The sequence below is a fragment of the Micromonospora sp. C41 genome (genome assembly GCF_018070485.1).
GTDB classification, from domain to species: Bacteria; Actinomycetota; Actinomycetes; order Mycobacteriales; family Micromonosporaceae; genus Micromonospora; species Micromonospora chalcea.
In genome coordinates this window covers 31,180-53,627 of the sequence record NZ_JAGPXP010000035.1, presented here as the reverse complement: position 1 = coordinate 53,627, position 22,448 = coordinate 31,180, and the positions used below count along the sequence as shown (strand labels likewise).

Here is a 22,448-nt window from a genome sequence, read left to right as displayed (position 1 = left end):
CCGCCCGGACCCGGGTCGCCGAGGCGCGGGAGGCGGCGCGCCGGGCCGGGCGGCCGCGGACCGAGCTGCTCTGCGTCAGCCGGTCGGCGGCGCGGGAGGCGGCCCGGGGCGCGTTGCGGGCGGCCGAGGAACTCGCCGGGGAGGCGCTGGCGATGCCGGCCTGCCAGGGCTGGTCGGCGCGGGCGGACTGCGGCTACGCGTACCTGGCGCTGGCGCTCGTGGCCTGGCACCGGGACCGGCCCGCGGAGGCCGTGGCCCACCTGGCGCTGGCCGGTCCGGCCACCGCGGAGCCGGGGGGAGCGGCGCTGGCCGCGCTCTGCCGGGCCGGGCTGCTGGCCGACGGCGACGACCCGGCGGGCGCGCTGCGCACACTCGCCGGCGCGCGGGCGGTCGCGCCCGGCGCGGAGCTGGGCGGGTGGCTGGCCGCCGAGGAGGCGCAGGTACGCGCGGCGGCCGGTGACGCCGACGGCGCCCGGGCGCTGCTCGACGCCACTGGTGAGGGGCCGGCGCCGGCGCTGGCGTCCGCCCGGTTGCTGCTGCGCGCCGGTGACGCCCGCGCGGCCGAGCGGACGCTGCCCGACTGGGCCGGGCCCGGCGCGGCGGACTGGCCGCTGCCGGTGCGGCTGGGCGCCGGGCTGCTCGACGCGGTGCTGGCCGGAGGGTCCGGTGACGCCCGGCGGGCCGGGCGGGCGCTGGAGGAGGTGCTGGCGCTCGCCGAGCCGGACGGCTACCGGCGCGTCTTCACCCGCACCGACCCGGGGGTACGGGACCTGCTGGCCGCGCACCTGGACTCCGGGACCGCGTACTGGGCCACGGTGAGCGAACTGGTCCGGGGCACGGACGCGCAGCCGGTCACCGGGCCGGCGGACGGCGCGGCGCGCGGGCTGGACGAGCCGCTCACCGAGCGGGAGCTGACCATCCTGCGGTACCTGCAGAGCATCCTGTCCAACGTGGAGATCGCCGCCGAGCTGTCGCTGTCGGTGAACACCGTCAAGACGCACGTGCGCAACATCTACCGCAAGCTCGACGCGACCCGCCGGCGGGACGCCGTCCGGCGGGCGCGCGAGCTGCGGTTGATCTGACTCAGGCGTCGGCGGCGGCGTCCACCGCTGTCAGCAGTTCGGCCAGGTCGTAGCCGCCGTCGTGGCGGACGCCGTTGACGAACAGCGTCGGGGTGCCGTTGACGCCGCTGCGGATGCCGCCGACGAAGTCCTGCCGCACCCGGTCGGCGTACTCCTGGCGGCCGACCTCCGCGGCGATCTCGTCCGGCGACAGTCCGATCTGCTCGACGCCGAGCGACAGGTGCACCGGGTCGAGCTGGTCCTGGTGCTGGAAGAGCCAGTCGTACATCTCCCAGAACCGGCCCCGGGCGGCGGCCGCCTCGGCGGTCTCCGCCGCGCTCTCCGCGTACGGGTGGATGTTGGCGATCGGGAAGTGCCGGTACGCCAGCCGCACCACGTCGGCCCGCTGGCGCAGCACCTCGGTCAGGTTCGGGTACGCGGCGCCGCAGAACCGGCACTGGAAGTCGCCGTACTCGACGATCGTGACCGGCGCGTCCGCCGGCCCGCGGACGTGGTCGTGTTCGGTCACCGGGGTCCGCAGCCGCGCGGTGGTGACCTGAAGTGGCGTGGTCATCGGGCGCTCACCCGCCGTTCCGCGTCCAGCCGCTCCAGCGCGTCGAGGATGCCGTCCACGCCCGGGTTCACCTCGGGCGGCGACAGGTGGCTCCAGGCCACCCGGCCGTCCGGGTCGATCACCACGAGCGCCCGGTCGGACTGCCCACGCGGCGCGTACGCGCCGTACCGGCGCGACACCTCGCCCTTGGGCTCGAAGTCGGCGAGCAGCGGGAACCGGATGCCCTGGCTCTCGGCGAACGCCCGGTGCGAGTCGACGCTGTCCACCGAGATGCCCAGCAGCACCGCGTCGTACCGCTCCAGTTCGGGCAGGGCCGCCTGGTAGAGGGCCATCTGCTCGCCGCAGACCGGTGACCAGTCGGCGGGATAGAAGGCCAGCACCACCGGACGGCCCCGGAACTGCCCGGGACCCACCTGTCGCCCGTCCGGCGCCGCCGGCAGCGTGAACCCGGGGGCGGCCCGCCCGGGTGTGATCAGCCCGTTCGGATCACTCATGCCTCCCACCATGGCGGGCGCCCGGGTGAGGCGGGCTCACCCGGGCGGGGTGGTTCGGCTCAGCGCACGACCAGGTGGTTGTGCACCTCCCGGATGCCGGGGGCGTTCCACACCACCCGCTCGATCTCCGCGCGCTCGCCGGGCGAGTGGACCTGCCCGCCCAGCACGACGGTGTCGCCGTGCACCCGGACGTCGACGCTCTCGGCCTCGGTGGCGGCGTTGCGCGCGAGCGCGTCCACGATCCGTTCGGCCAGGTCGTGGCCGTCGGCGCGGACCGCCGGGCGCACGGCGATCCCGTTGCTCACCCCGCGTACGCCGGTGAGCCGGGCGACCGACCGTTCGGCGGCCCGCCGCTGGTACTCCCACTCGACGTCGCCGTGCAGCGTGACCCAGCCGTCGGAGACCGTCACCTGCAGCGTCTCGACCGGCACGAACGCGTCCCATTCCAGCGCCCGTACGGCCGCGACGGCGATCTCCGGGTCCTCCCGGCCGGCCGCGGTGGCGATCTGGACGGCGAGGTCGTTGGCGACCGCGCGGACCCGGGCGGCCCGGTGCGCGGCCCGCTCGGCAGCCCACTTCTTGGCGTAGCTGTCCACCCGGCCGGTCAGCGTCACCACGCCCTCGGTGACGGTTACGCCGATCTCGTCCGGGCCGACCCGGGGCTCCCAGGTCAGTTCGTCGAGCACCGCGGACTGGATGTCCCGGTCGGTGCGCGTGATCGTGTCGGTGGCCATCCGGCTCTCCCTCCGTCGATGGCGGCGCGGGCACGCGGTCCCGCACCCGCGATCCTGCGCGTGTCCCGGGTGACCGGCCCTCACCCGGTCCGGGTGGGGGAGAGCACCACGCGGCACGGTGGCCGCCCCCGGGAGTGCCGGGAGCGGCCACCGTGCCGGTCGGGTGGGGTTCAGCCGTCCAGGCCGGCCGGGGAGTTCGGGCGGTCCACGTCCACGAACTCGATCTCGTCCGCGGCGCGGTCGCGGCTGCCCGCGGCGCGCGCGGCGGTGCCGGCGGCCCAGCCGATCGCCGCGCCCGCGAGCGCCGCCGCGATCAGCAGCGTCCAGGGCAGGGCGGGCCGGCGTCCGGCCAGCGCGTCGAAGGCGAGCGTGGCCCGCCGGCGCGCCTCCTCGGCGGCGGAGCCGACCAGGTCGGTGGCGTCGTCGGCGAAGCCGGAGGAGTTGCGGCGGGCGCTGCGGGTGGCGTCGCGCACGCTGTCACCGGCGGAGCCGGCCGCGGAGAGCAGGTGCTGCCACGCCTGGTCGGCGACCCGCTCGGCCTTGCCCCGGCGGTCCAGCAGGTTGGATCCGAACATCGTTCTACCTCCTCGGGTGCCGAAGGCCGGCGGCCACTTCGGACTCCGGTGTCCATCCGGCGCGTTCACTGTCTCGGGGCAGTGCCCCACCGGCGCACGCGGCAAACCCTCGCGGTGGTGCCCGGCTCGTGAGCAGCGAACGGGACGAACCACCCGAACGCGCCGGGACCGGTGCCGACGGGACGTGCGCGCGCCCGCTACCCTGGTCGGCGGATCGACGGGTCCGACCGGCCGTACGGCTGGCCGCGGCCCGCGTCGAAGGGGAAACTGGAACCCGGAGGTCCGGATTGGGAGCGCCCAGGTGTGCCCAGTTCGCGAATTGCTCATCCCGGGGGGTGGCGACCGGGCCGTTGGAGGAATACTCTCGGTCGCGGCCCGCGTACTGATGAGGCGCCCGTCAAGGGCGAGTGGAGGTGCTCGCGTGAGCCTGTCGATCGTGAAGTCGGTGCGGCCGGGTGGTGTCGTCCAGATCGCGCCCCGTGGGGAGATCGACGTCGACACCGCGTACGAGGTGCGGGAAGCGATCGCCGAGGTGCTCGCGAAGGGCCGTCCCTCGCGCATCGAGCTGAACATGCGGCTCGTCACGTTCATCGACTCGGTCGGCATCAGCGCCATGGTGGCCGGCTTCCAGACCTGCGAGGTCAGCGGCGTCAAGCTCGTGGTCACCGAGCCGAGCCGGTTCGTGCACCGGCAGCTCTGGGTGACCGGCCTGCTCGGCCTCTTCGGCGCTCCCGAGCCGTGGTTCGCCGACGACACCCCCGAGGTGCTGCCCGGCGCCTGAGCGCCGTTCGCACCCCCTGCGGCCAGGGGACCTTCTACCCGTTGCCAGCCCGGCGTCGGTACGGGACGATCGTCGCGACGTACGACGGCGAGGGGGCCCGCTTGCAGAGCAGCGACAGCTTCAGCTACACCGTGCAGGCCCGGTGCAGCCGGGCCGACGCGGTGGCACTGCTGGGTGACCTGAGTCGCCAGGGCGAGCTGCATCCGCTGATCGTCCGGGTCCGGCAGCTGCCGGCCCGGCCGGGCGCGCTGGCCAGCTACGCGATCACCGACCGGCTGCAACTGGGCCCGCTGCACTTCCCGGTCACGTACCAGGCGGACGTGCTGGTCGCGAGCGAGGACGAGGTGGTCACTGTCGCCCGGCAGCAGCCGGCGACGACGGTGCGCAACCACACCCGGCTGCGCGACGAGCCCGACGGCACCGTGCGCATCGACGTGGAGATCACGCTCACCGCGCCGGCGCCGCTGTTCGGGTACGCGTTCCGCCAGGCCCGGGCGGCTCACCTGAGCCTGGCGGCCCGTCTCGGCGCGACGCTGGAGGGCCGGCCCGATCCGGCCGGCCCCCCGGGAGCGCGCTAGTACACCGACAGGTGCACGTGGTTGGTGTGGTCGCTGGACGGGTCGCCGTTGCCGCCGCTGTACGACTTCCACCCGCTGCTGGGCAGCCAGATCTGCTTGAACCAGATCACGTAGAGCACGGCGAGCGGGTCGGCGTTGCGCACGAAGTACGCGGCCAGGTTGTTGCCGTACGTCCGGTCACCGCCGCTGGCCACGCCGCCGAAGCCGTTCTTCTGGGCGGCGAAGTCGCAGGCCCGCCCCTTCGGGTGCTCGCCCGAGCCGCTGGGCCGGTGGCACGAGACGTACCTGGTGAAACCGGCCGCCTTGGCCTGCTGCAGCGCGTGCAGCGTCCGCGGGGTGATGCAGCCGTTGGCCGGGGTCGGGTCGTTGACGCTGCACGACTCCGACGGCCACGAGCCGTCCGAGTTGCGTGGCGCGGGCTTCGCGTTCTTGCTTGAGGTGCCCTGGACGCTGCCGCCGCCGCTGCTGTTGTTGCGGGCGGAACGTTCGTTCGCCACTTCGAGCGCGCGCTCGGCCTGCTCCTTGCGCTTGCCCATCACCTCGACCTGCTTGCGCTGCTCGCGGATCTCGGTGTCGAGCGCGGCCCGGGTGCGGGTGGCCTCGTCCCGGGTGGTGATCAGCTCGCGCACCGTGCGGTCCTCGTGCGCGGCGACCTGTTCCAGCGTGGCGGCCCGGTCCATGAAGCCCGCCGGGCTGCTGCTGTCGAGCAGCGCGGCGGCGGTGCCGAGCCGCCCGGCGCGGTACGCCACCCCGGCGATCTCACCGACCTTGGCGTCACGTACGGCCAGCTCGGCGCCGACCTTCGCGAGCTGGTCGTTGAGCTGCTTCTGGCGGTTCACCGACCGGTTCAGCGCGGCCTTCGCCTCCAGCCAGCCCTTGCTGGCCGCGTCGAGTTGGGCGCGCAGCTCGGGCGTGCCGCCCTCGTCGTCGCCGGGCGCGGCGGCGAGCAGGGCGGTCCGGGGCGCCGCCGAGGCGGGGGAGGCCGGAACGGTCGCGACGCCGACAGTCAGCGTCGCGACGAGCAGGGCCGCCAACCGGGCGGCCGTCCGTCGTACAGGTGCCACTGGGGGCATTCACATGTCCTTCCGTCAACCGCCGACCGGGTTAGCTGACGGGTTCGGGACGGAAGATCCCTACCGCTGACGCGGATGCACCCCACGTACGTGGTTCCCCGGCTCGCCCCTTCGGGCGATTAGGCGACGGCCACCCCACCTGCGCCGGTGACGCCGGTGGCTGCGGCCGCGACCGAGCCTACCGGCGCGGCCCGGGCGTGGCTCCGTTGCGCAGTGCCGCATGGTGGGGCAAAACCGACATAAGTGTACAGCAGTCACGGTGATTTAAGTCTGCCCTAATCACCACTCGGTCTTTCCGCACACTCCGGCTGACGCTCCGGGTTCGACCTGCAACGTGGCGTGATCGATGGAGAAGTCCTCGTGCAGCGCCGTCCGCGCGGCGGCCAGCACCCCGGCCGGGTCCACGCCCGGGTCGGTGGTCAGGTGCGCCGAGGCCACCTCCATGCCCGAGGTGAGCGTCCAGACGTGCAGGTCGTGCACCTCGGCCACGCCGGGGACCGCGGCCAGCCGGTCGTGCACGGCGGTCACCTGGAGGTGCTCCGGCGCCGCCTGCACCAGGATGCGCACCGCGGCCCGGCCGAGCCGCCAGGTGCGCGGCAGGATGAACAGGCCGATCCCGACGGCGACCAGTGGGTCCGCCCACCACCAGTCGGTCACCGCGATGACCAGCGCCGCGGCGATCACGCCGAGCGAGCCGAGCAGGTCGCCGAGCACCTCCAGGTACGCGCCGCGCAGGTTGATGCTCTCCTTCGCCCCGGCGCGCAGCAGCGCGAAGGCGACGATGTTGGCGAGCAGGCCGAGCACCGCCACCACGAGCATCGGGCCGGCCAGCACCTCCGGCGGCTCGCCGAAGCGGCGTACCGCCTCGATCAGGACGTAGACCGCGACGGCGCCGAGCAGCACGGCGTTGGCGAGGGCGGCGAGCACCTCCAGCCGGTAGAGGCCGAACGTGCGCTGCGGGTCGGTGCCGGCGCGCCGGGTGGCGGTGATCGCCGCGAGGGCCATGCCGATGCCGAGCACGTCGGTGAACATGTGCCCGGCGTCGGAGAGCAGGGCGAGCGAGCCGGTGGTGAAGGCGGCCACCGCCTCGACCACCATCAGGACGGCGAGCAGCGCGAACGCGGCCCAGAGCCGGCCTGCGTGGCGGTGTGCCGCGTTGGCCACCGCGCTGCTGTGGTCATGACCTGCGCCCACGCCAACACCCTCCCTGCCGCGTACCGGCCGGGCCCAATGTATGCTCACATCGCTATGTATGCAAGTGAACTGTGGGTGGCGCGGGCGTGGCCCCTCACCCCACCGGGTCGAGCGTGGTGAGGCGCTGGGTCGCCCGGGACAGCGCCACGTAGAGCGTGCGCACCCCCGAGCCCGGATCGGCCCGGATCTCGCTCGGCGCCACCAGCACCACGCCGTCGTACTCCATGCCCTTGGCCTGGAGGCTGGTCACCACCTGGAGCCGGCCCGCGCCGAGCGCGCCCAGCCAGCCGGCCACCTCGTCCCGGCGCGGCACCGGCGTGATCACGCCGACGGTGCCCTCCACCTGGCCGAGCAGCGCCTCGGCCGCCTCGACGGTGGCCGCCGGCAGCTCGGCGGCGGGCACCGTGCGCTCGACCGGCGGAACGCCGGTGGACCGGACCGCGTCGGGCAGCGGCAGATCCGGGTAGAGCCGGCGGATCTCCGCCGCCGCCACCGCGAAGATCTCCGCCGAGTTGCGGTAGTTGGTGGTCAGCTCGTAGCGGTGCCGCTTGCGCCGGCCCAGCGCCTGGTCCCGGGCCCGGTCCAGCTCCTGCGGGTCGCCGGTCCAGGCCGTCTGCGCCGGGTCACCGACAACGGTCCAGGACGCCAGCCGCCCGCGCCGGCCGATCATCCGCCACTGCATCGGCGAGACGTCCTGCGACTCGTCCACCACCACGTGCGCGTAGTCGCGGTAGTCGGCCGGACGCTCCCGCGCCGCCGCGCGGGCGGCGCGCTGCCGATCGGCGTACGTGCTCAGCTCGCGCACGCCACCGGCGAGCTGGTACGGGTCGCGCTTGGGCCGGGCCCGCTGCACCGGCTTGCCCAGCAGCGCGTCCAGCTCGTCCAGCAGCGCGATGTCGGCCACCGTCAGCCCGTCGGTCGCGAGCGTGCGGTACGCCTGCCCGAGCAACCGGATCTCGGCCGAGGAGAGGATCCCCCCGGCGTAGCGGCGCAGCCGGTCCGGGCGGGCCAGCCAGTCCAGCACGTGCCGGGGGTGCAGCCGGGGCCACCACGCCTTGAGGAACTCGCGGAACTCCGGCCGCTCGATGATCTCGTCCTCGAAGGCGGGCTGCTCCGGCAGCCGTCCCACCCGCAGCGTGCGGGCCTGCGCGTAGAGCGCGGCGAGCACCGCGTCGAACGCCGCCCGGCGTACCTCGTTGCGGCGCGCGCCCCGGGCCAGCGTCCGGTCCCGGATCGCGTCCAGCGCGGGGCGCTCCAGGCGCAGCAGCTCACCCCGGTACAGCAGGCGCAGCTCGGCGGGGGAGTCCGGCACCGCGTCGCGGACCGCGCGTTCCAGCACCCGGCGCATCCGCAGCGAGCCCTTCACCGCCGCCACGTCCGGCGGGTCGGTCCGCGACGCGGACAGGCCGGGGAAGAGCGAGCCGAGCGAGTGCAGCGTGGCGGTCTCCTCGCCCAGTGAGGGCAACACCGAGGCGATGTACTCGACGAACACGCCGGACGGGCCGACCACCAGGATGCCGCCGCCGGCGTACCGGGCCCGGTCGGAGTAGAGCAGGTACGCGGCCCGGTGCAGCGCCACCGCCGTCTTGCCGGTCCCCGGGCCGCCGGAGACGATAGTGACGCCGTTGCCGGGGGAGCGGATCGCCTCGTCCTGCTCGCGCTGGATGGTGGCGACGATGTCGCGCATGCCCCGGCCGGTGGCCCGGGACAGCGTGGCCAGCAGCGCCCCGTCACCGACCACCGCCATGTCCGGCGGCGCGGCCTCCGGGTCCAGCAGGTCGTCCTCGATCCGGGTGACCTTCTCCGAGGCCGACTGGATCGTGCGCCGGCGTACCACGCCGCGCGGCTCGGCGGGCGTGGCCTGGTAGAACGCGGCGGCGGCCGGGGCCCGCCAGTCCACCACCAGCGTCTCCGCGTCCACGCCCCGCACGCCCAGGCGGCCGACGTGCAGCACCTGCCCGGTACGCAGGTCCAGCCGCCCGAACACCAGCCCCTCGTGCTCGGCGTCCAGCACGTGCCGGCGCTGGGCGGCGTGGAAGACCATCGCATCCCGCTCGACCAGCGCGCCGAAGTTGCCGACCCGGGCCAGCCGGTAGCCCTCCCGCTCGGCGTCGGCCGCCGACCGGCGCAGTTCGGCCAGCCGGGCGTACACCCGGTCGAGGTGGCGCTGCTCGGCGGCGATCTCCCGGTCCAGCGTGGTCTGGTCGGTCAACGCGGATGCTCCTGTGGTCGGACGGCACGACGGGCTGAATGAGGGTACGGGCCCCCGGCAACCGCAGCGCCGGGGCATGCCGTCCGCGTGGCGTACGTCAGTGCCGTTCCGGAGCGGGAGACGCTCAGAGGCGGGCCGCCGGACGGCCGGTCAGCACCCGGTCCAGCACCCCGGCCACGGCGTCGTTCACCTGGTCCGGGCGCTCCATCATCAGCATGTGACCGGCGCCCGGGCAGACGGTCAGCTCCGTGGTGGGCAGCGCCGCCGCGATCGACTCGGCGCACGGCGGCGGGGTGAGCCGGTCCCGGTCCCCGACCAGCGCGGCGGCCGGCAGCCCGCCCAGCGCGGCGAGCGTCTCCAGCCGGTGCTGCGCCCCGATCGAGGCGCGGAACCCGCCGATCGAGCGCAGCGTGGCCCGGGCCACCGCCGAGGTGACCAGCCGGATGTCCGCCGGGTCGCAGCGGTCGCCGAACAGCATCCAGCGGATGCTCGGGCGCAGCGCGCGCAGCAGGGCGTGCGGTGGCCGCCAGCCGCCGCACCGGGCCAGCACCCCGGCGCCGGTGGTCTCGGCGAGCCGGATCAACCTCGTGATGCGGGGGGACAGGCCGTAGACGGTGTGCGTGTGCCCCTCGGCAGTGGTCGAGACGAAGACCAGCCCGGCGGTACGCGCCGCGAACCGGTCGGCGTGGCGGTGGGCGTACTCCATCACCGTCATTCCGCCCATCGAGTGCCCGACCAGCACGATCGGCCCGGACGGGGCGATCTCGTCGACCACGGTGGCGAGGTCGTCGCCGAGCTGGGCGAGCGTGGCGTCGCGCAGCGCCAGGCAGCTCGACCGGCCGTGGCCGCGCGCGTCGTAGGTGACCAGGCGGACCCGGTCGCCGAACCGTTCCCGCAGCTCGGCGACCTGACGGTGCCAGCTGCGGCCGTCGAGCGTCCAGCCGTGCAGCATCAGCACGGTGACCTCGGCGTCGACCGGCCCGGTGACCGTCACGTGCAGGCGTACGCCGTCCGGAAGCCGCAGTTCCATGTCGCCACCCCCGAGCCCGTCCGGTTTGCGTCCACCGGGTGTCCCGGCGGTGACACCGGCGTTACCCGTCATGACACCACGGCAACCGGGGCGGGGAGAAGATTCGCGTCCGGCCCGTGGACGAGCCGGACGCGCATCCGCCGGCGATCCGCCACCGGTGAGGTGACGCTGCTGCCGCAGGAGCAGACGCGAAACCGCCCGCCGGGGTGATCCCGGCGGGCGGTCGCGGTGGTGCGGGTGAAGGGTGCTCAGCCCTCGAAGACGCCGGCCTCGACCAGGCGCTTCTCGGTGGCCTCCCAGCCGTGGTCCGGGTGGGCGGCGGCGAGGCCGTTGATCTCAGCCCGGATCTTGGCGGCGTGGCCGGCGGCGGCCAGCACCCGGATCTCCTCGACGAAGGCCTCGGAGTCGGTGCGCAGGTGCGCGGTCTTGCCGTTGGTCAGGTTGCGCACGTAGGCGTGCTTGCCGCCGTTGAGCGGGATCAGGTACTTGAACTCGCCCAGCACGCTGAGGGCGCCACCCTGGCCAGCCTGGCCGGCCCGGACTGACGCGCGCGCGGTCTTAGAGGTGTTGCTCGCCACGGAGGTACTCCTTGCAGACGTACGGTGGGGACGGAAAGCCGTCCGGGGGCTGTGCGAGTGACGCCCGGGTTGAGCGCCTGCCCGCGAAGATGTACGGCGGCACACAGAACCGCCCAGAGAACTGTACACGACCGCGACACCTGGCTGGTCGTCGCGGCGTCAGAGGGCACAACCGGCTCCACCTCCCGGGTATTTCCCGCCGGCTGGGACCGGCGAATTTTCCGATTCGCTGGCGCACCACCAGTCACACGGGTCATCATGTGTGTCCAGGTACCACTCGGTAGGACGAGGTCGTAGGGGAAGACGCACCTCGGCTCACCGGGAGGTCACCGTGCCAACGCGTGGCGTCGTATACGTCCACTCGACCCCGCTCGCCGTGTGCTCGCACGTCGAGTGGGCGATCGCGCGCGTCCTCGCCGCGCCGGTCAACCTGCACTGGACGGCGCAGCCCGCCGATCCGGGCGCTCGTCGCGCCGAGTGCGGCTGGACCGGCAGCCCGGGGACCGGCGCGGAGCTGGCCGCTGCCCTCCGGCAGTGGCCCATGATCCGTTTCGAGGTCACCGAGGAACCCAGTCCCGGCGTCGACGGCGAGCGTTTCATGTACGTACCGGGCCGGGGCCTGTTCCGGGCCGCCGTCGGCGCGGCCGGTGACATCCAGCTCGGCGAGGACCGGCTGCGCAGCCTGATGGCCGCCGCGCGCAGCCCGGAGGCGCTCGCCCACGCGCTGGACAAGGCGCTGGGCACCGCCTGGGACGCCGAACTGGAGCCCTACCGTTACGCCGGCGACGGCGCCCCGGTGACGCTGCTCACCCGGGTCGGGTGACGGCGGCCGAGTTGCCCCGATACGGTGGGCCGCGTGTCGATTTCCCCGCGGCGCTCCGCCGTCGCGCTCGCCGCACTGACCGCGCTGCTCGTCTCCGGGTGCTCGGACGGGCCGGACCGGCCCCGTCCCACCCCGACGAGTCCGGCGCCGTCGTCGGCCGCGCCCGCGCCGAGCGAGTCGCCGGCCGCTGACCCGGCCGCCCGCGCCGCCGCGCTGGTCGGCACGCTGAGCGACGAGGACCTGGTCGGGCAGGTGCTGATGCCGTACGCCTACGGCAGCTCGGCCACCGAGGTCTCGGCCGGCTCGGCAGCCGGCAACCGCGCGCTGGCCGGCGTCGACACCCCCGCCGAGATGGTGGCGAAGTACCGGCTCGGCGGCGTCATCCTGGTCGGCTTCAGCGCCGACGACCCCACCTCCGGCAACCAGGCCACCACGAACGTCGACAACCCGAAGCAGGTCCGGGCGCTCACCGACGGGCTGCGCGCCGCCGCCGGCAAGCTGCCCGCCGGCGCCGCGCCGTTCCTGATCGGCACCGACCAGGAGTACGGCGTGGTCACCCGGATCACCGACGGCGTGACGCTGCTGCCCAGCCCGCTCGCGGCCGGCGCCGCCGGGAACCCGGCGCTGACCGAGGCCGCCTGGCGGGCCGCCGGGGCCGAGCTGGCCGCGATGGGCATCAACCTCGACTTCGCCCCGGTCGCCGACGTGCTCGTCACCCGCAGCACGGTGATCGGCTCCCGGTCCTTCGGCGCGGACCCGGCGACCGCGTCCCCCCAGGTGGCCGGCGCGGTACGCGGCCTGCAGGCCGAGGGCGTCGGCGCGGCGGTCAAGCACTTCCCCGGGCACGGCCTGAGCGCCGAGGACTCGCACACCGAGCTGCCCGTGATCAAGCAGTCCCGCGCCGACCTGGACCGGATCGCGTTCCCGCCGTTCCGGGCCGGGATCGGCGCCGGGGCCATGGCGGTGATGTCGGCCCACCTGGACGTCAAGGCGGTCGACCCGGGCACCCCCGCCACGTTCTCCCGCAAGCTGCTCACCGACGTGCTGCGCGGCCAGCTCGGCTTCCAGGGCGTGGTGATCACCGACGGGATGAACATGGCCCCGGCCAAGAAGTGGTCACCCGGTGAGGCGGCCGTGCGCGCGCTCAACGCCGGCAACGACCTCATCCTGATGACGCCGAACGTCACCCAGGCGTACGACGGGCTGCGCGCCGCGCTCAAGGACGGCTCGCTGCCCCGCGCCCGCCTGGTCGAGGCGGTCACCCGGGTGCTCACCATGAAGTTCCGGCTGGCCGGGCGGGACACGCCAGCGCTGTCCACGCTCGACGGCGCCGACCACCGCAAGGCCGCCGACGACCTCGCCACCGCCGCGGTGACTGTGCTGCGCGGCAAGTGCGGCGGCGCGGTGACCGGACCGGTCAGCGTGACCTCCTCCGGTGGCCGGGAGCGCACCCGCAAGCTGCTGACCGAGGCGCTCACCGCGGCCGGCGTCAAGGTGGTGCCCTCCGGCGGCACGGTGGTGCACCTGGTCGGGTACGGCGACGGCGCGAAGGACCTGCGCGCCGACGCCGCCGTGACGGTGGCGATGGACACGCCGTACGTGCTGTCCGGGGCGAAGTCCCCGACGCTGATGGCGACCTACTCGTCCACCCGGGCCTCGATGAACGGCCTCGCCGCGGTGCTCGCCGGCAAGGCCCGCCCGGGCGGCCGCTCCCCGGTGCCGGTCTCCGGCCTGCCCGCCACCACCTGCCGCACCTGACCGCCGCCGCCGGTAACTCGGGTGCGGCCCGGGGCGGCCGGCTGGCAGGGTGGCGCCATGGGAGAGGCAGCACAGGGATTCCGGTACGTCGAGCGCGCCGACGGCACGGTGGTGATCACGCATCACGGCCGGGTCGCGAGCACGCTTCGCGGCGGCCGGGCGGCGCAGTTCCTGGCCGAGGTCGACGACGATCCGCAGCTGGCCATGGCCCGGTGGACCGGCAACTACCGGCGGGGCAACGAGCGCACCGCCCGCCTACACCCCCGCAACCGCTGAGGTGTAAGGAAGGGCCCCTTCTTAACGCCTGTGGTAGAGGAAGGGCCCCTTCTTAACAGGGCAGTCGCCTGTTAAGAAGGGGCCCTTCCTTACGTCAGGGGCGGGTGAAGACCAGCGCCACGTTGTGCCCGCCGAAGCCGAACGCGTTGTTCAGCGCCGCCGGGATCTCCATGTGCCGCGCCTTGTGCGCGGCGACGTCCAGGGTGAGGCCCTCGTCCGGGTCGTCCAGGTTGATCGTCGGCGGGATCACGCCGTCCCGGATGGCCAGGATGGTGGCGATCGACTCCAGCGCGCCTGCCGCGCCGAGCAGGTGCCCGGTCATCGACTTGGTGGCGGTGAGCACCGGGTGGTCGCCGACCGCCTGGCGCAGCGCGCCGATCTCCAGCATGTCCCCGACCGGGGTCGAGGTGGCGTGCGCGTTGACGTGCACGATGTCGGTACGGGCCACGTCCGCGTCGGCGACCGCCCGGGCGATGGCCCGGATCGCGCCCTCGCCCTCGGCGTGCGGCTGCACGATGTCGTACGCGTCCGAGGTGATCCCCGCGCCGGCCAGGCGCGCGTACACCCGGGCGCCCCGGGCGGCGGCGTGGTCGGCGCGCTCCAGGATCACCACGCCCGCGCCCTCACCGAGGACGAAGCCGTCGCGACCGGAGTCCCACGGCCGGGAGGCCCGCTCCGGCTCGTCGTTGCGGGTCGACATGGCCCGCATCGAGCTGAAGCCGGCGATCGGCAGCGGGTGGATGACCGCCTCGGTGCCGCCGGCCACCACCACGTCGGCCCGGCCGGCGCGGATGATGTCCAGACCCAGCGCGATCGCCTCCGCGCCGGTCGCGCAGGCGCTGGCCACGGTGTGCACGCCGGCCTTGGCGCCCAGCTCCAGCCCGACCCAGGCGGCCGGACCGTTCGGCATCAGCATCGGGATGGTGTGCGGGGAGACCCGCCGGGGGCCCGACTTCTCCAGGATGTCGTCCTGGGCGAGCAGGGTGGTGGCGCCGCCGATGCCCGAGCCGACGCTGACCGCCAGGCGCTCCGGGTCCGGCCCGGCCTCGGCCAGCCCGGCGTCGGCCCACGCCTGCCGGGCGGCGATGATGGCGATGGCCTCCGAGCGGTCCAGCCGGCGCAGCTTCACCCGGTCCAGCACCTCGGACGGGTCCACCGCCAGCTGGGCGGCGATCCGGACGGGCAGGTCCGCCGCCCACTCCTGGGTGAGCGCACTCACCCCGGAGCGGCCGGCGAGCATGGCGTCCCAGGTCGACGCGACGTCCCCGCCGAGCGGGGTCGTCGCGCCGAGCCCGGTGACGACGACGTCGGGACGACTCATGATCAGGACTGCGCCTCGATGTAGCTGACCGCGTCACCGACCGTCTTGAGGTTCTGCACCTCGTTGTCCGGGATCTTGACGCCGAACTTCTCCTCGGCCGCCACCACGACCTCCACCATGGAGAGCGAGTCGACGTCGAGGTCGTCGGTGAAGGACTTCCCCTCGGCCACGTCGTCCGGGTTCACCCCGGCAACCTCTTCGAGGATCTCGGCGAGGCCAGCGGTGATCTCGTCACGGGTCATTGCGGTTGGTTCCTCTCATCGGGGGTTACCGGTGACCGGCGTCGCCGGTCACGCGCCTCGGCGCGTTCGCGCCCGAGGGGGTCTCAGGGGCAGCGCACGACCTGACCGGCGTAGGTCAGGCCGCCGCCGAAGCCGAACAGCAGGACCGGGGCGCCCGAGGGCACCTCGCGCCGCTCGACCAGCTTCGACAGGGCCAGCGGGATGCTCGCCGCCGACGTGTTGCCGGACTCGACGATGTCCTTGGCGATGATCGCGTCCGGAATGTTCAGCCGCTTCGCGATGCCGTCGATGATCCGGCCGTTGGCCTGGTGCGGCACGAACGCGGCCAGCTCCGACGGGGCCACGCCGGCCCGCTCGCAGGCCTGCAGCGCGAGCGGGGCCAGCGCGGTGGTGGCCCAGCGGAACACCGACTGCCCCTCCTGCGCGATGTACGGCTGCCAGCCCTCGATGCGTACCGCGTCGCTCTTCTCCGGCGCGGAGCCCCAGACCACCGGCCCGATCCCGGCCGGCTCGTCGTCGGCGGTCGCGGTCACCACGGCCGCCCCGGCGCCGTCGGCGAAGATGATGCAGGTCGAGCGGTCGGTCCAGTCGGTGAAGTCGGAGAGCTTCTCGGCGCCGACGACGATCGCGTTGCGCGCCGCGCCGGCCCGGATCGCGTGGTCCACGGTGCCCAGCCCGTACGCGAAGCCGGAGCAGGCGGTGTTGAGGTCGTACGCGGCGGGCGCGGTGACGCCGAGCTTCGCCGCGACCCGGCAGGCCACGTTGGGACTGCGGTCCACCGACGAGCAGGTGGCCACCACGACCATGTCGATGTCGGCGGCGGTGAGGCCGGAGTTGGCGAGCGCCTTGCCGGCGGCGGCGGTGGCCATGTCGGCGACCGTCTCGTCGCCCGCGATCCGCCGGGTGGCGATGCCGACCCGGTCCCGGATCCATTCGTCGCTGGTGTCCACCATCTGCGCGATCTCGTCGTTCGTGACGACGCGGGAGGGCTGGTAGTGCCCCATCGCGACGATCCGGCTGCCGGCCATTTAGTGCGTTCCTCCGATGCGGACGAGGGGCTGGCCCGGGGCGACCGGGTCGTCGTGGTGCGCGAGCCACTCGGTGAGCAGCCCGTTGTCGTGTGCGGTCACCTCGACCGGCCCCTGCGCTCCGGTGACGTGGCCGAGGACCTGGCCGGCGCGTACCTCGGCGCCCACCGTCGCCTCGGCCGCCCGGGCGAGGCGGCCGGCGGCGGGGGAGACGACCACCCGGAACCACGGCGTGTACGGGCGGGCGGGACCGGCGTGCCGGGCGACCAGCCGCCGCGCGGCGGGCAGGTCGGCGGGGGTGTTCAGGGTGACGATCTCGGGCGCGCCCTCGCCCTTGAGTTCCCGCTTGACCAGTCCGGCGAGGGTGCCGGCGGGCGGCAGCTCGATCACGCCGGTGACCCCGAGGTCGGCCAGCGTACGCATGCACAGGTCCCAGCGGACCGGGGCGGTGACCTGCCGGACCAGCCGCTGCAGCGTCTCCGGGCCGTGCCCGACCGGCGCGCCGTCGAGGTTGGACAGCAGGATCCGGGCCGGGGCGGAGGCGGTGACACCGGCGGCGACGGCGGCCAGCGCGGCCTCGGCCGGCGCCATGTACGGCGTGTGGAACGCGCCGGCCACCTGGAGCCGGATGATCCGGGTGCGGGCCGGCGGTTCGGCGGCGAGCTTGTCCAGCCCGTCGATCGCGCCGGCGGCCACGATCTGACCGGCGCCGTTGCGGTTGGCCGGGTGCAGCCCGTGGGACTGGAGCGCGGCGAGCACCTCGTCCGGGTCGCCGCCGAGCACCGCGGCCATCCCGGTGGGTTCCAGCGCGCAGGCCGCGGCCATCTCGTGTCCGCGTACGCCGGCGAGCGTCACGGCGGCCTCGGCCGGCAGTACCCCGGCCAGGGCGGCGGCGCCCAGCTCACCCACGCTGTGCCCGGCGACCAGCGCGACGTCGTGCATCGGCAGGTGCTCGGCGGCGAGCAGCGCGGCGGCGACCAGCAGCGGCTGGGTACGGGCGGTGTCCTTGATCTCGTCTGCGTCCGCCCGGGTGCCCAAATGGATCAGGTCCACCCCGGCCAGGGCCGACCACCAGCGCAGGCGCGCCTCGACACCGTCGAGGTCGAGCCACGGAGCGAGGAAGCCGGGCTTCTGCGAACCCTGTCCCGGAGAGAGTACGGCGAGCACGTGTACGACTCTGACGGATACTCGCGGGTCGCGCTGTAACGCACGGCACGAAACCGCACTAGAACCTTTGGAGGAAACCTACAAAAATCGGTGGGCGGTCATCGCCGGTCGGAGACCCCCGGTACCACCGGGTCGAGCCTACCCACAGTCAGTGCCACCTGCAGCGCGAAGGCGTCGCGCGGGGCCAGCGGCGAGAAGGCGGTCACCTCGGCGATCCGCTTCAGGCGGTAGCGCACGGTGTTCGGGTGCACGAAGAGCGCCCGGGCGGCGCTCTCCAGCGTGCCACCGGCGGCGAAGAACGCGTCCAGCGTCTCCAGCAGCTCGCCGCCGGAGCGGGCCAGTGCCGCGTACACGTCGTGGCGCAACCGGCGGCGGGCCTCGGTGTCGCCGGCCAGCGCCCGTTCCGGCAGCAACTCGTCCGCGGCGACCGGGCACGGCGCGGTCGGCCAGGCCGGCGCGGCCCGGAAGCCGGCCAGCGCGGCCCGCGCCGACTCGGTGGCCTCGTCCAGGCTGGGCACCGCCGGGCCGACCACCACCGGCCCCTCACCGAAGGCGGTACGCAGCTTCTCCGTGGCCGCCACCGGGTCGGCGGCCCCGCCCAGCACGATGACCAGCCGGTCGCCGTGCACGCCGCCGATCACCTCGACGCCGATGCGCCGGGCCTGCCGGTAGACGGTGTGCAGCACGGCGGCCACCTCGCCGCCGGGGGAACGGCCGACCGCCACCGCGACCGGTGGGGCGTCCGTCCAGCCGAGCGCGGCGGCCCGGCTGGCCAGCACGTCCGGGGAGTCGCCGCGCAGCAACGCGTCGACCAGCAGCGCCTGCAACCGGGCGTCCCAGGAGCCGCGGCTCTCGGCGGCCCGGGCGTAGACCCGCGCGGCGGCGAACGCGATCTCCCGGGAGAAGCGCAGCACCGCCTCCCGCAGCGACTGCTCCTCGCCCGGCACGGCCAGCTCCGACACCTGCTCCTCGACCACGTCGATGGTCACCTTGATCAGCGCCACGGTCTGCTGGAGGCTGATCGAGCGGGCCAGCGCCTGCGGCGCGGCGGCGAAGACCTCGTCCGACACCTCCTGGGTGCGGTCGGTGGCGCCGCCACCCTGGCGCAGCCACTGCACCAGTGACCGCACGCCGGCCTGGGCCACGAGCATGACCCAGGAGCGCTGGTCGGCGGGCAGGTCGCGGAACCAGGGCAGTGTCTCGTCCATCCGGGCCACGCTGGCGGTGGCCAGGCCGCCCGCCGCCCGTTCGATACGGCGCAGCGTCGCCGACGTCTCCGTGCCGCCCGGTTCGCTCACCGCACCAGCCTGACATGCGCTGAGCAGCGGTTCCACTCCGAGGTGGCGGCTTCGCCGTGGCGTGACGATCTCCACCGGTACGCGCTGGCGATCTTGTCCGGGTGGGCCAGTACGGTGTCAGGGCGCGCCCGGGCTGTTCCGGCGGGCGCGCGAGGGCGACGGTGAGGAGGCCGGGATGGCGCAGGGGGAGGCCGAGCACGGTTGCGCCCAGGGCGAGCCGTGCCGGCGTGGCCACGACCAGCCGGTCACGGCCACGCACCCGCGTCGGCCGTGCCTGCACCACCAGGGCGAGCAGGCCGTCGGCCGGGCCGCGGAGCGCGCCGAGGACGAGCCGGCGGTGCCCCGTCAGCGGGCCGTCGAGCCGGCGCATCTCGCGGACGAGGCGTCGCCGGAGCAGGGTTGTCGCAGCGACCTGGCGGGCTGGGCGGGCGCCCACCGCCACGGCGCGGTACGCCCGCGCAACCGTACGGTCCGCCGCGAGCGCCCGCCGCGTCGCTGGTGCTGATGCGGAGCCGGGCGGGTTGACGCCGACGCGGTGTCGGGCCGGGCTCAGCGGGTGCGGCGGCGCACCAGCAGCGCGATGCCGGCGAGCCCGGCGGTGATGACCAGCACGACGCCCACGTTGAGCAGCAGCAGCCGCTGGAGTTCGCCGAGGGCGGTGTCGAGTTCGCCCACCGGGTCGAGCGCCTCCTCCGGCAGTACCCGCTCGCCGCCGCCGATGCCACCGGCGAGCGTGTCGAACTGCGCCGGCAACGGCACGCCTACCGAGCGCAGCGTCTCCGGCATGTTGAGCCGCCCGAGGAACCAGCCCGCGCGGAGGTTGCTCCGGTCCGGCTGCTTCGCCGGCCGGTAGACCCGCGGGCCGCCCTTGGCCAGGGGAAAGAGGTCGTAGGTGCGCTGCGGACCGGCGGCGACGTGCACCACCACCGTGTACTTCGGACCGAGGTCCGCGGCGGCCGGGCCGCGCAGCTGGCCGGTCGCGCCCAGCCACTTGATCTGGTCGATCACCAGGTGGACGTCGGCCGACCGGCTGTCGGTGCGCAGCCGCAGCGGCTCGTCGAGCTTGTCGCCGGTGATGTCGACGCCGGTCGGGGCGGGCGCGGGCGTCGGTTTCGGGGCGGCGTGGGCCGCCGTCGCGCCGGTCAGAGCCAGTGTGCACGCGAGGGCCGCCATCGTCCCGGTCACGGCGATCAGCAGCCGTCTCACCTTCCGGATCATCGCCGCCTCCTCGCCCCGTTCGATGGCTGGCTTCCGCTGCAGTCACACTGGACCGGTGTCCACCACAAAGACTCCGCAGAACGGCGCTCGGTTGCAGCAGGTGGAAGAGTATTTGGAACTATTTGCGAGCTGAGACCGACCAACGAGCGGTCGATGATCATCGGCCGGATCTTACCCGGACGGAGGGAACCATGGGGGGCAGGGTCGCCCGTACGGCGCGTACCTGGGTGGTGGTGCTCGGGGTGGTGGCGGCGTTCGCGCTGCTGCCGGCCGCGCCGGCCGCCGCGCACAACTCGCTGACCGGCAGCGATCCGCGCGACGGGGCCCGGCTGGCCGCCGCGCCGGAGCGGATCGAGCTGCGGTTCCTGGCCACGCCGAAGGAAGCCACGACCGAGGTCACCGTCACCGGGCCGGACAACGTGGCCGCTGCCGGCGGCGCGCCGACCTTCTCCGGCAAGCGGGTGACCGTGCCGTTCCGGCCGGGCGCGGCCGGGCTCTACATCGTCACCTACCGGCTGGCCTCCGACGACGGCCATCCGATCAAGGGGGAGATCCGGTTCACCCTGACCACCGGCACCCCCGCCGAGGCGCCGTCGGCGAGCGCGCCGCCCACGAGTGCCGCGCCCGCCGCGCCTACCAGCGCGGCGCCGAGCCCGACCCCGGCCGCCGCCGAGGCGGACGACGACGGGGGTACGGGCTGGCTGTGGGCGGCCGGCGCGGTGGTGGTGCTGGCCGCGCTGGGCGGCGGGCTGCTGCTGCGCCGCCGGGCTGCCCGCCGCTGACGCCGGCCGGTCAGCGGGAGCCGGCTCGCGGGGAACACTCCGCGTGACGCGGCCGGCGCAACGATCGCCGAAAACGCATATGCCTCTGAGTCATAATCATGACTCAGAGGCATATCGCTCGACAGGGTCACCTTCTCCCGGCCACGACACGCCCGGGCCGTCGGCGGGCCTGCCGCTCAGACCAGGCGTACGCGGGCGGCGCGCAGCCGGGTCAGCGTACGGTCGCGGCCGAGCACCTCCAGCGACTCGAACAGCGGCAGCCCGACGGTGCGGCCGGTGACCGCGACCCGTACCGGCGCCTGCGCCTTGCCGAGCTTCAGCCCGCGCTCCGCGCCGACCGCCTCCAGCGTGGCCTTCAACGACTCGGCGTCCCAGGACTCCAGCGCCTCGAACGCGACGATCGCCGCGTCCAGCAGGTCGGCCGCGCCCTCCTTCATCGCCTTCGCCCACGCCGCCTCGTCGATCAGCGGGTCGGCCAGGAAGAGGAAGTCGACGTTCGGCACGATCTCGCTGAGCACCGCGATCCGGGTCTGCGCCAGCGGAGCCACCGCCGCGAACGCGGCCGGGTCGAACTCCTCGGGCTGCCACGGCGGCGGGGCGATGGTGTCGGTGCCGGTGAGCCACGGCTGGCAGGCGGCGACGAAGTCCTCCACCGGCAGCGCCCGGATGTAGTCGCCGTTGAACGCGCGCAGCTTCTTCTCGTCGAAGAACGCCGGGGACGGGTTGACCTCGTCCAGCCGGAACTCCTCCTCGATCACCGACCAGGGCACGATCTCCCGGTCGCCCGACGGCGCCCAGCCCAGCAGCATCAGGTAGTTGCGCATCGCGTCGGCGAGGTAGCCCTCGTCCCGGTACGCCTCCAGCGCGACCTTGTCCCGCCGCTTGGACAGCTTCTGCCGCTTCTCGTTCACCACCACCGGCACGTGCGCCCAGATCGGCGGCTTGACCCCGAGCGCGTCCCACAGCAGCTGCTGCTTCGGGGTGTTCGGCAGGTGCTCCTCGGCCCGGATCACGTGGGTGATCCCCATCGACATGTCGTCCACGACGTTGGCCAGCAGGAACACCGGGGAGCCGTCGCCGCGGGCGATGACGAAGTCCTCGATCAGCTTGTTCTCGAACGTCGGCTCGCCGCGCACCAGGTCGACCACCACGGTCTCGCCCTCGTCCGGCGTACGGAAGCGCAGCGCCCGGCCCTCGCCCGGCCCCAGTCCGCGGTCGCGGCAGAAGCCGTCGTAGCCGCGCTGCTGCGGCCCGGTACGCGCCTGCACGTCCTCGCGGGTGCAGTCGCAGTAGTAGGCCCGGCCGCCCTCGTACAGCCGCTGCGCGGCGGCCCGGTGCTCACCGGCGTACGAGGACTGGAAGTACGGACCCTCGTAGCTGCCCCGCGCGATGCCGATCCACTCCAGCGCGGACAGGATGCCCTCGGTCCACTCGGGCTTGTTGCGGGCCGCGTCGGTGTCCTCGATGCGCAGCACGAACACCCCGCCCTGCTGCTTGGCGAAGATCCAGTTCTGCAGCGCCGAGCGGGCGCCGCCGACGTGGAACATACCGGTCGGGGAGGGGGCGAAGCGTACACGTACCGTCACGTCCCCCAGCCTACGGCGGGCCGCCACCGAGAAAGGAAGGGCCCCTTCTTAACGCCTCCGGAGGT

Annotated in this window: 24 protein-coding genes and 1 riboswitch; of the genes, 8 read left to right on the top strand and 16 right to left on the bottom strand. The window is 74.4% G+C overall.

All coding sequences use genetic code 11. From position 1 onward, the window contains the following. The coding region (locus tag KBX43_RS27100; protein WP_210887810.1) for a helix-turn-helix transcriptional regulator at positions 1–1,082 on the top strand (1,082 nt) is incomplete at its 5' end. Position 1,083: 1 nt separating this feature from the next. Here KBX43_RS27100 and KBX43_RS27095 read toward each other — a convergent pair. From KBX43_RS27095 to KBX43_RS27080, 4 genes are all read right to left on the bottom strand, one after another. After that, entirely contained in the window at positions 1,084–1,635 is a 552-nt protein-coding gene (locus KBX43_RS27095) for a DsbA family protein (RefSeq protein WP_064448223.1), read from the bottom strand. Then, positions 1,632–2,129: a redoxin domain-containing protein gene (locus KBX43_RS27090; protein WP_209962822.1), complete on the bottom strand. Its 498-nt coding sequence runs from the start codon at positions 2,127–2,129 to the stop codon at positions 1,632–1,634. The genes KBX43_RS27095 and KBX43_RS27090 overlap by 4 nt, the downstream gene beginning before the upstream one ends. A gap of 59 nt (positions 2,130–2,188) precedes the next feature. Continuing rightward, positions 2,189–2,863 carry a BON domain-containing protein gene (locus tag KBX43_RS27085; protein ID WP_064448224.1) on the bottom strand — a complete coding sequence of 225 codons (675 nt, stop codon included), beginning with the start codon at positions 2,861–2,863 and terminating at the stop codon, positions 2,189–2,191. 170 nt (positions 2,864–3,033) lie between these two features. Further along, on the bottom strand, positions 3,034–3,438 hold the full coding sequence (locus KBX43_RS27080) for a hypothetical protein (RefSeq protein ID WP_064448225.1): 405 nt from the start codon (positions 3,436–3,438) through the stop codon (positions 3,034–3,036). 421 nt (positions 3,439–3,859) lie between these two features. Here KBX43_RS27080 and KBX43_RS27075 point away from each other — a divergent pair, with 421 nt between their 5' ends. Next, positions 3,860–4,219: an STAS domain-containing protein gene (locus tag KBX43_RS27075; RefSeq protein WP_013287849.1), complete on the top strand. Its 360-nt coding sequence runs from the start codon at positions 3,860–3,862 to the stop codon at positions 4,217–4,219. Between the two features lie 41 nt (positions 4,220–4,260). Further along, positions 4,261–4,797 (top strand): SRPBCC family protein, encoded by a 537-nt coding sequence (locus tag KBX43_RS27070; protein ID WP_231915621.1) that lies wholly within the window; start codon positions 4,261–4,263, stop codon positions 4,795–4,797. On the opposite strand, the gene KBX43_RS27065 is transcribed toward KBX43_RS27070, so the two are convergent. From KBX43_RS27065 to KBX43_RS27045, 5 genes are all read right to left on the bottom strand, one after another. Further along, positions 4,794–5,870 (bottom strand): hypothetical protein, encoded by a 1,077-nt coding sequence (locus tag KBX43_RS27065; protein WP_043329177.1) that lies wholly within the window; start codon positions 5,868–5,870, stop codon positions 4,794–4,796. The two genes, KBX43_RS27070 and KBX43_RS27065, sit on opposite strands and share 4 nt — an antisense overlap. Positions 5,871–5,874: 4 nt before the next feature. Then, a riboswitch (cyclic di-AMP (ydaO/yuaA leader) is annotated at positions 5,875–6,006 on the bottom strand. 143 nt (positions 6,007–6,149) lie between these two features. Then, positions 6,150–7,064, bottom strand: coding sequence for a cation diffusion facilitator family transporter (locus tag KBX43_RS27060; protein WP_043329179.1), 915 nt, complete (start codon positions 7,062–7,064; stop codon positions 6,150–6,152). 94 nt (positions 7,065–7,158) lie between these two features. Further along, a complete protein-coding gene (locus KBX43_RS27055) occupies positions 7,159–9,276 on the bottom strand; it encodes an AAA family ATPase (protein WP_064448226.1) in 2,118 nt (705 codons plus the stop codon). Between the two features lie 124 nt (positions 9,277–9,400). After that, positions 9,401–10,306, bottom strand: coding sequence for an alpha/beta fold hydrolase (locus tag KBX43_RS27050; protein WP_064448227.1), 906 nt, complete (start codon positions 10,304–10,306; stop codon positions 9,401–9,403). 248 nt (positions 10,307–10,554) lie between these two features. After that, the gene (locus KBX43_RS27045; protein WP_043329183.1) at positions 10,555–10,884 is read right to left on the bottom strand and encodes a hypothetical protein; all 330 of its coding nucleotides are present in this window, start codon (positions 10,882–10,884) and stop codon (positions 10,555–10,557) included. 331 nt (positions 10,885–11,215) lie between these two features. Between KBX43_RS27045 and KBX43_RS27040 the strand changes: the two genes are divergently transcribed. Genes KBX43_RS27040 through KBX43_RS27030 form a run of 3 tightly spaced genes read left to right on the top strand, consistent with a single transcriptional unit; the run spans position 11,216 to position 13,741 of the window. After that, positions 11,216–11,707 carry a DUF3145 domain-containing protein gene (locus KBX43_RS27040; RefSeq protein WP_013287841.1) on the top strand — a complete coding sequence of 164 codons (492 nt, stop codon included), beginning with the start codon at positions 11,216–11,218 and terminating at the stop codon, positions 11,705–11,707. Between the two features lie 33 nt (positions 11,708–11,740). Next, positions 11,741–13,465: a glycoside hydrolase family 3 protein gene (locus KBX43_RS27035; RefSeq protein ID WP_069088913.1), complete on the top strand. Its 1,725-nt coding sequence runs from the start codon at positions 11,741–11,743 to the stop codon at positions 13,463–13,465. Between the two features lie 57 nt (positions 13,466–13,522). Continuing rightward, on the top strand, positions 13,523–13,741 hold the full coding sequence (locus tag KBX43_RS27030) for a hypothetical protein (RefSeq protein ID WP_104113058.1): 219 nt from the start codon (positions 13,523–13,525) through the stop codon (positions 13,739–13,741). 94 nt (positions 13,742–13,835) lie between these two features. Here the strand turns inward: KBX43_RS27030 and fabF are convergent, their stop codons facing one another. From fabF to KBX43_RS27005, 5 genes are all read right to left on the bottom strand, one after another. Beyond that, complete coding sequence (fabF, locus tag KBX43_RS27025; RefSeq protein ID WP_030503633.1) at positions 13,836–15,062, bottom strand: beta-ketoacyl-ACP synthase II; 1,227 nt, start codon at positions 15,060–15,062, stop codon at positions 13,836–13,838. A gap of 2 nt (positions 15,063–15,064) precedes the next feature. Then, positions 15,065–15,304 carry an acyl carrier protein gene (locus KBX43_RS27020; protein WP_007072348.1) on the bottom strand — a complete coding sequence of 80 codons (240 nt, stop codon included), beginning with the start codon at positions 15,302–15,304 and terminating at the stop codon, positions 15,065–15,067. A gap of 83 nt (positions 15,305–15,387) precedes the next feature. After that, complete coding sequence (locus tag KBX43_RS27015; protein ID WP_043329189.1) at positions 15,388–16,332, bottom strand: beta-ketoacyl-ACP synthase III; 945 nt, start codon at positions 16,330–16,332, stop codon at positions 15,388–15,390. Beyond that, positions 16,333–17,499, bottom strand: coding sequence for an acyltransferase domain-containing protein (locus KBX43_RS27010; protein WP_210887808.1), 1,167 nt, complete (start codon positions 17,497–17,499; stop codon positions 16,333–16,335). Between the two features lie 98 nt (positions 17,500–17,597). Next, complete coding sequence (locus KBX43_RS27005) at positions 17,598–18,872, bottom strand: CdaR family transcriptional regulator (protein WP_274479170.1); 1,275 nt, start codon at positions 18,870–18,872, stop codon at positions 17,598–17,600. Between the two features lie 100 nt (positions 18,873–18,972). Between KBX43_RS27005 and KBX43_RS27000 the strand changes: the two genes are divergently transcribed. Further along, the gene (locus KBX43_RS27000; protein ID WP_043329196.1) at positions 18,973–19,302 is read left to right on the top strand and encodes a hypothetical protein; all 330 of its coding nucleotides are present in this window, start codon (positions 18,973–18,975) and stop codon (positions 19,300–19,302) included. 44 nt (positions 19,303–19,346) lie between these two features. Here KBX43_RS27000 and KBX43_RS26995 read toward each other — a convergent pair whose 3' ends face one another. Further along, complete coding sequence (locus tag KBX43_RS26995) at positions 19,347–20,015, bottom strand: hypothetical protein (RefSeq protein ID WP_069088916.1); 669 nt, start codon at positions 20,013–20,015, stop codon at positions 19,347–19,349. Positions 20,016–20,206: 191 nt separating this feature from the next. Here KBX43_RS26995 and KBX43_RS26990 point away from each other — a divergent pair, with 191 nt between their 5' ends. Next, positions 20,207–20,797, top strand: coding sequence for a copper resistance CopC family protein (locus KBX43_RS26990; RefSeq protein ID WP_210887805.1), 591 nt, complete (start codon positions 20,207–20,209; stop codon positions 20,795–20,797). A gap of 176 nt (positions 20,798–20,973) precedes the next feature. Here the strand turns inward: KBX43_RS26990 and gltX are convergent, their stop codons facing one another. After that, a complete protein-coding gene (gltX, locus tag KBX43_RS26985; RefSeq protein WP_082931128.1) occupies positions 20,974–22,383 on the bottom strand; it encodes a glutamate--tRNA ligase in 1,410 nt (469 codons plus the stop codon). Between the last annotated feature and the right edge of the window lie 65 nt (positions 22,384–22,448).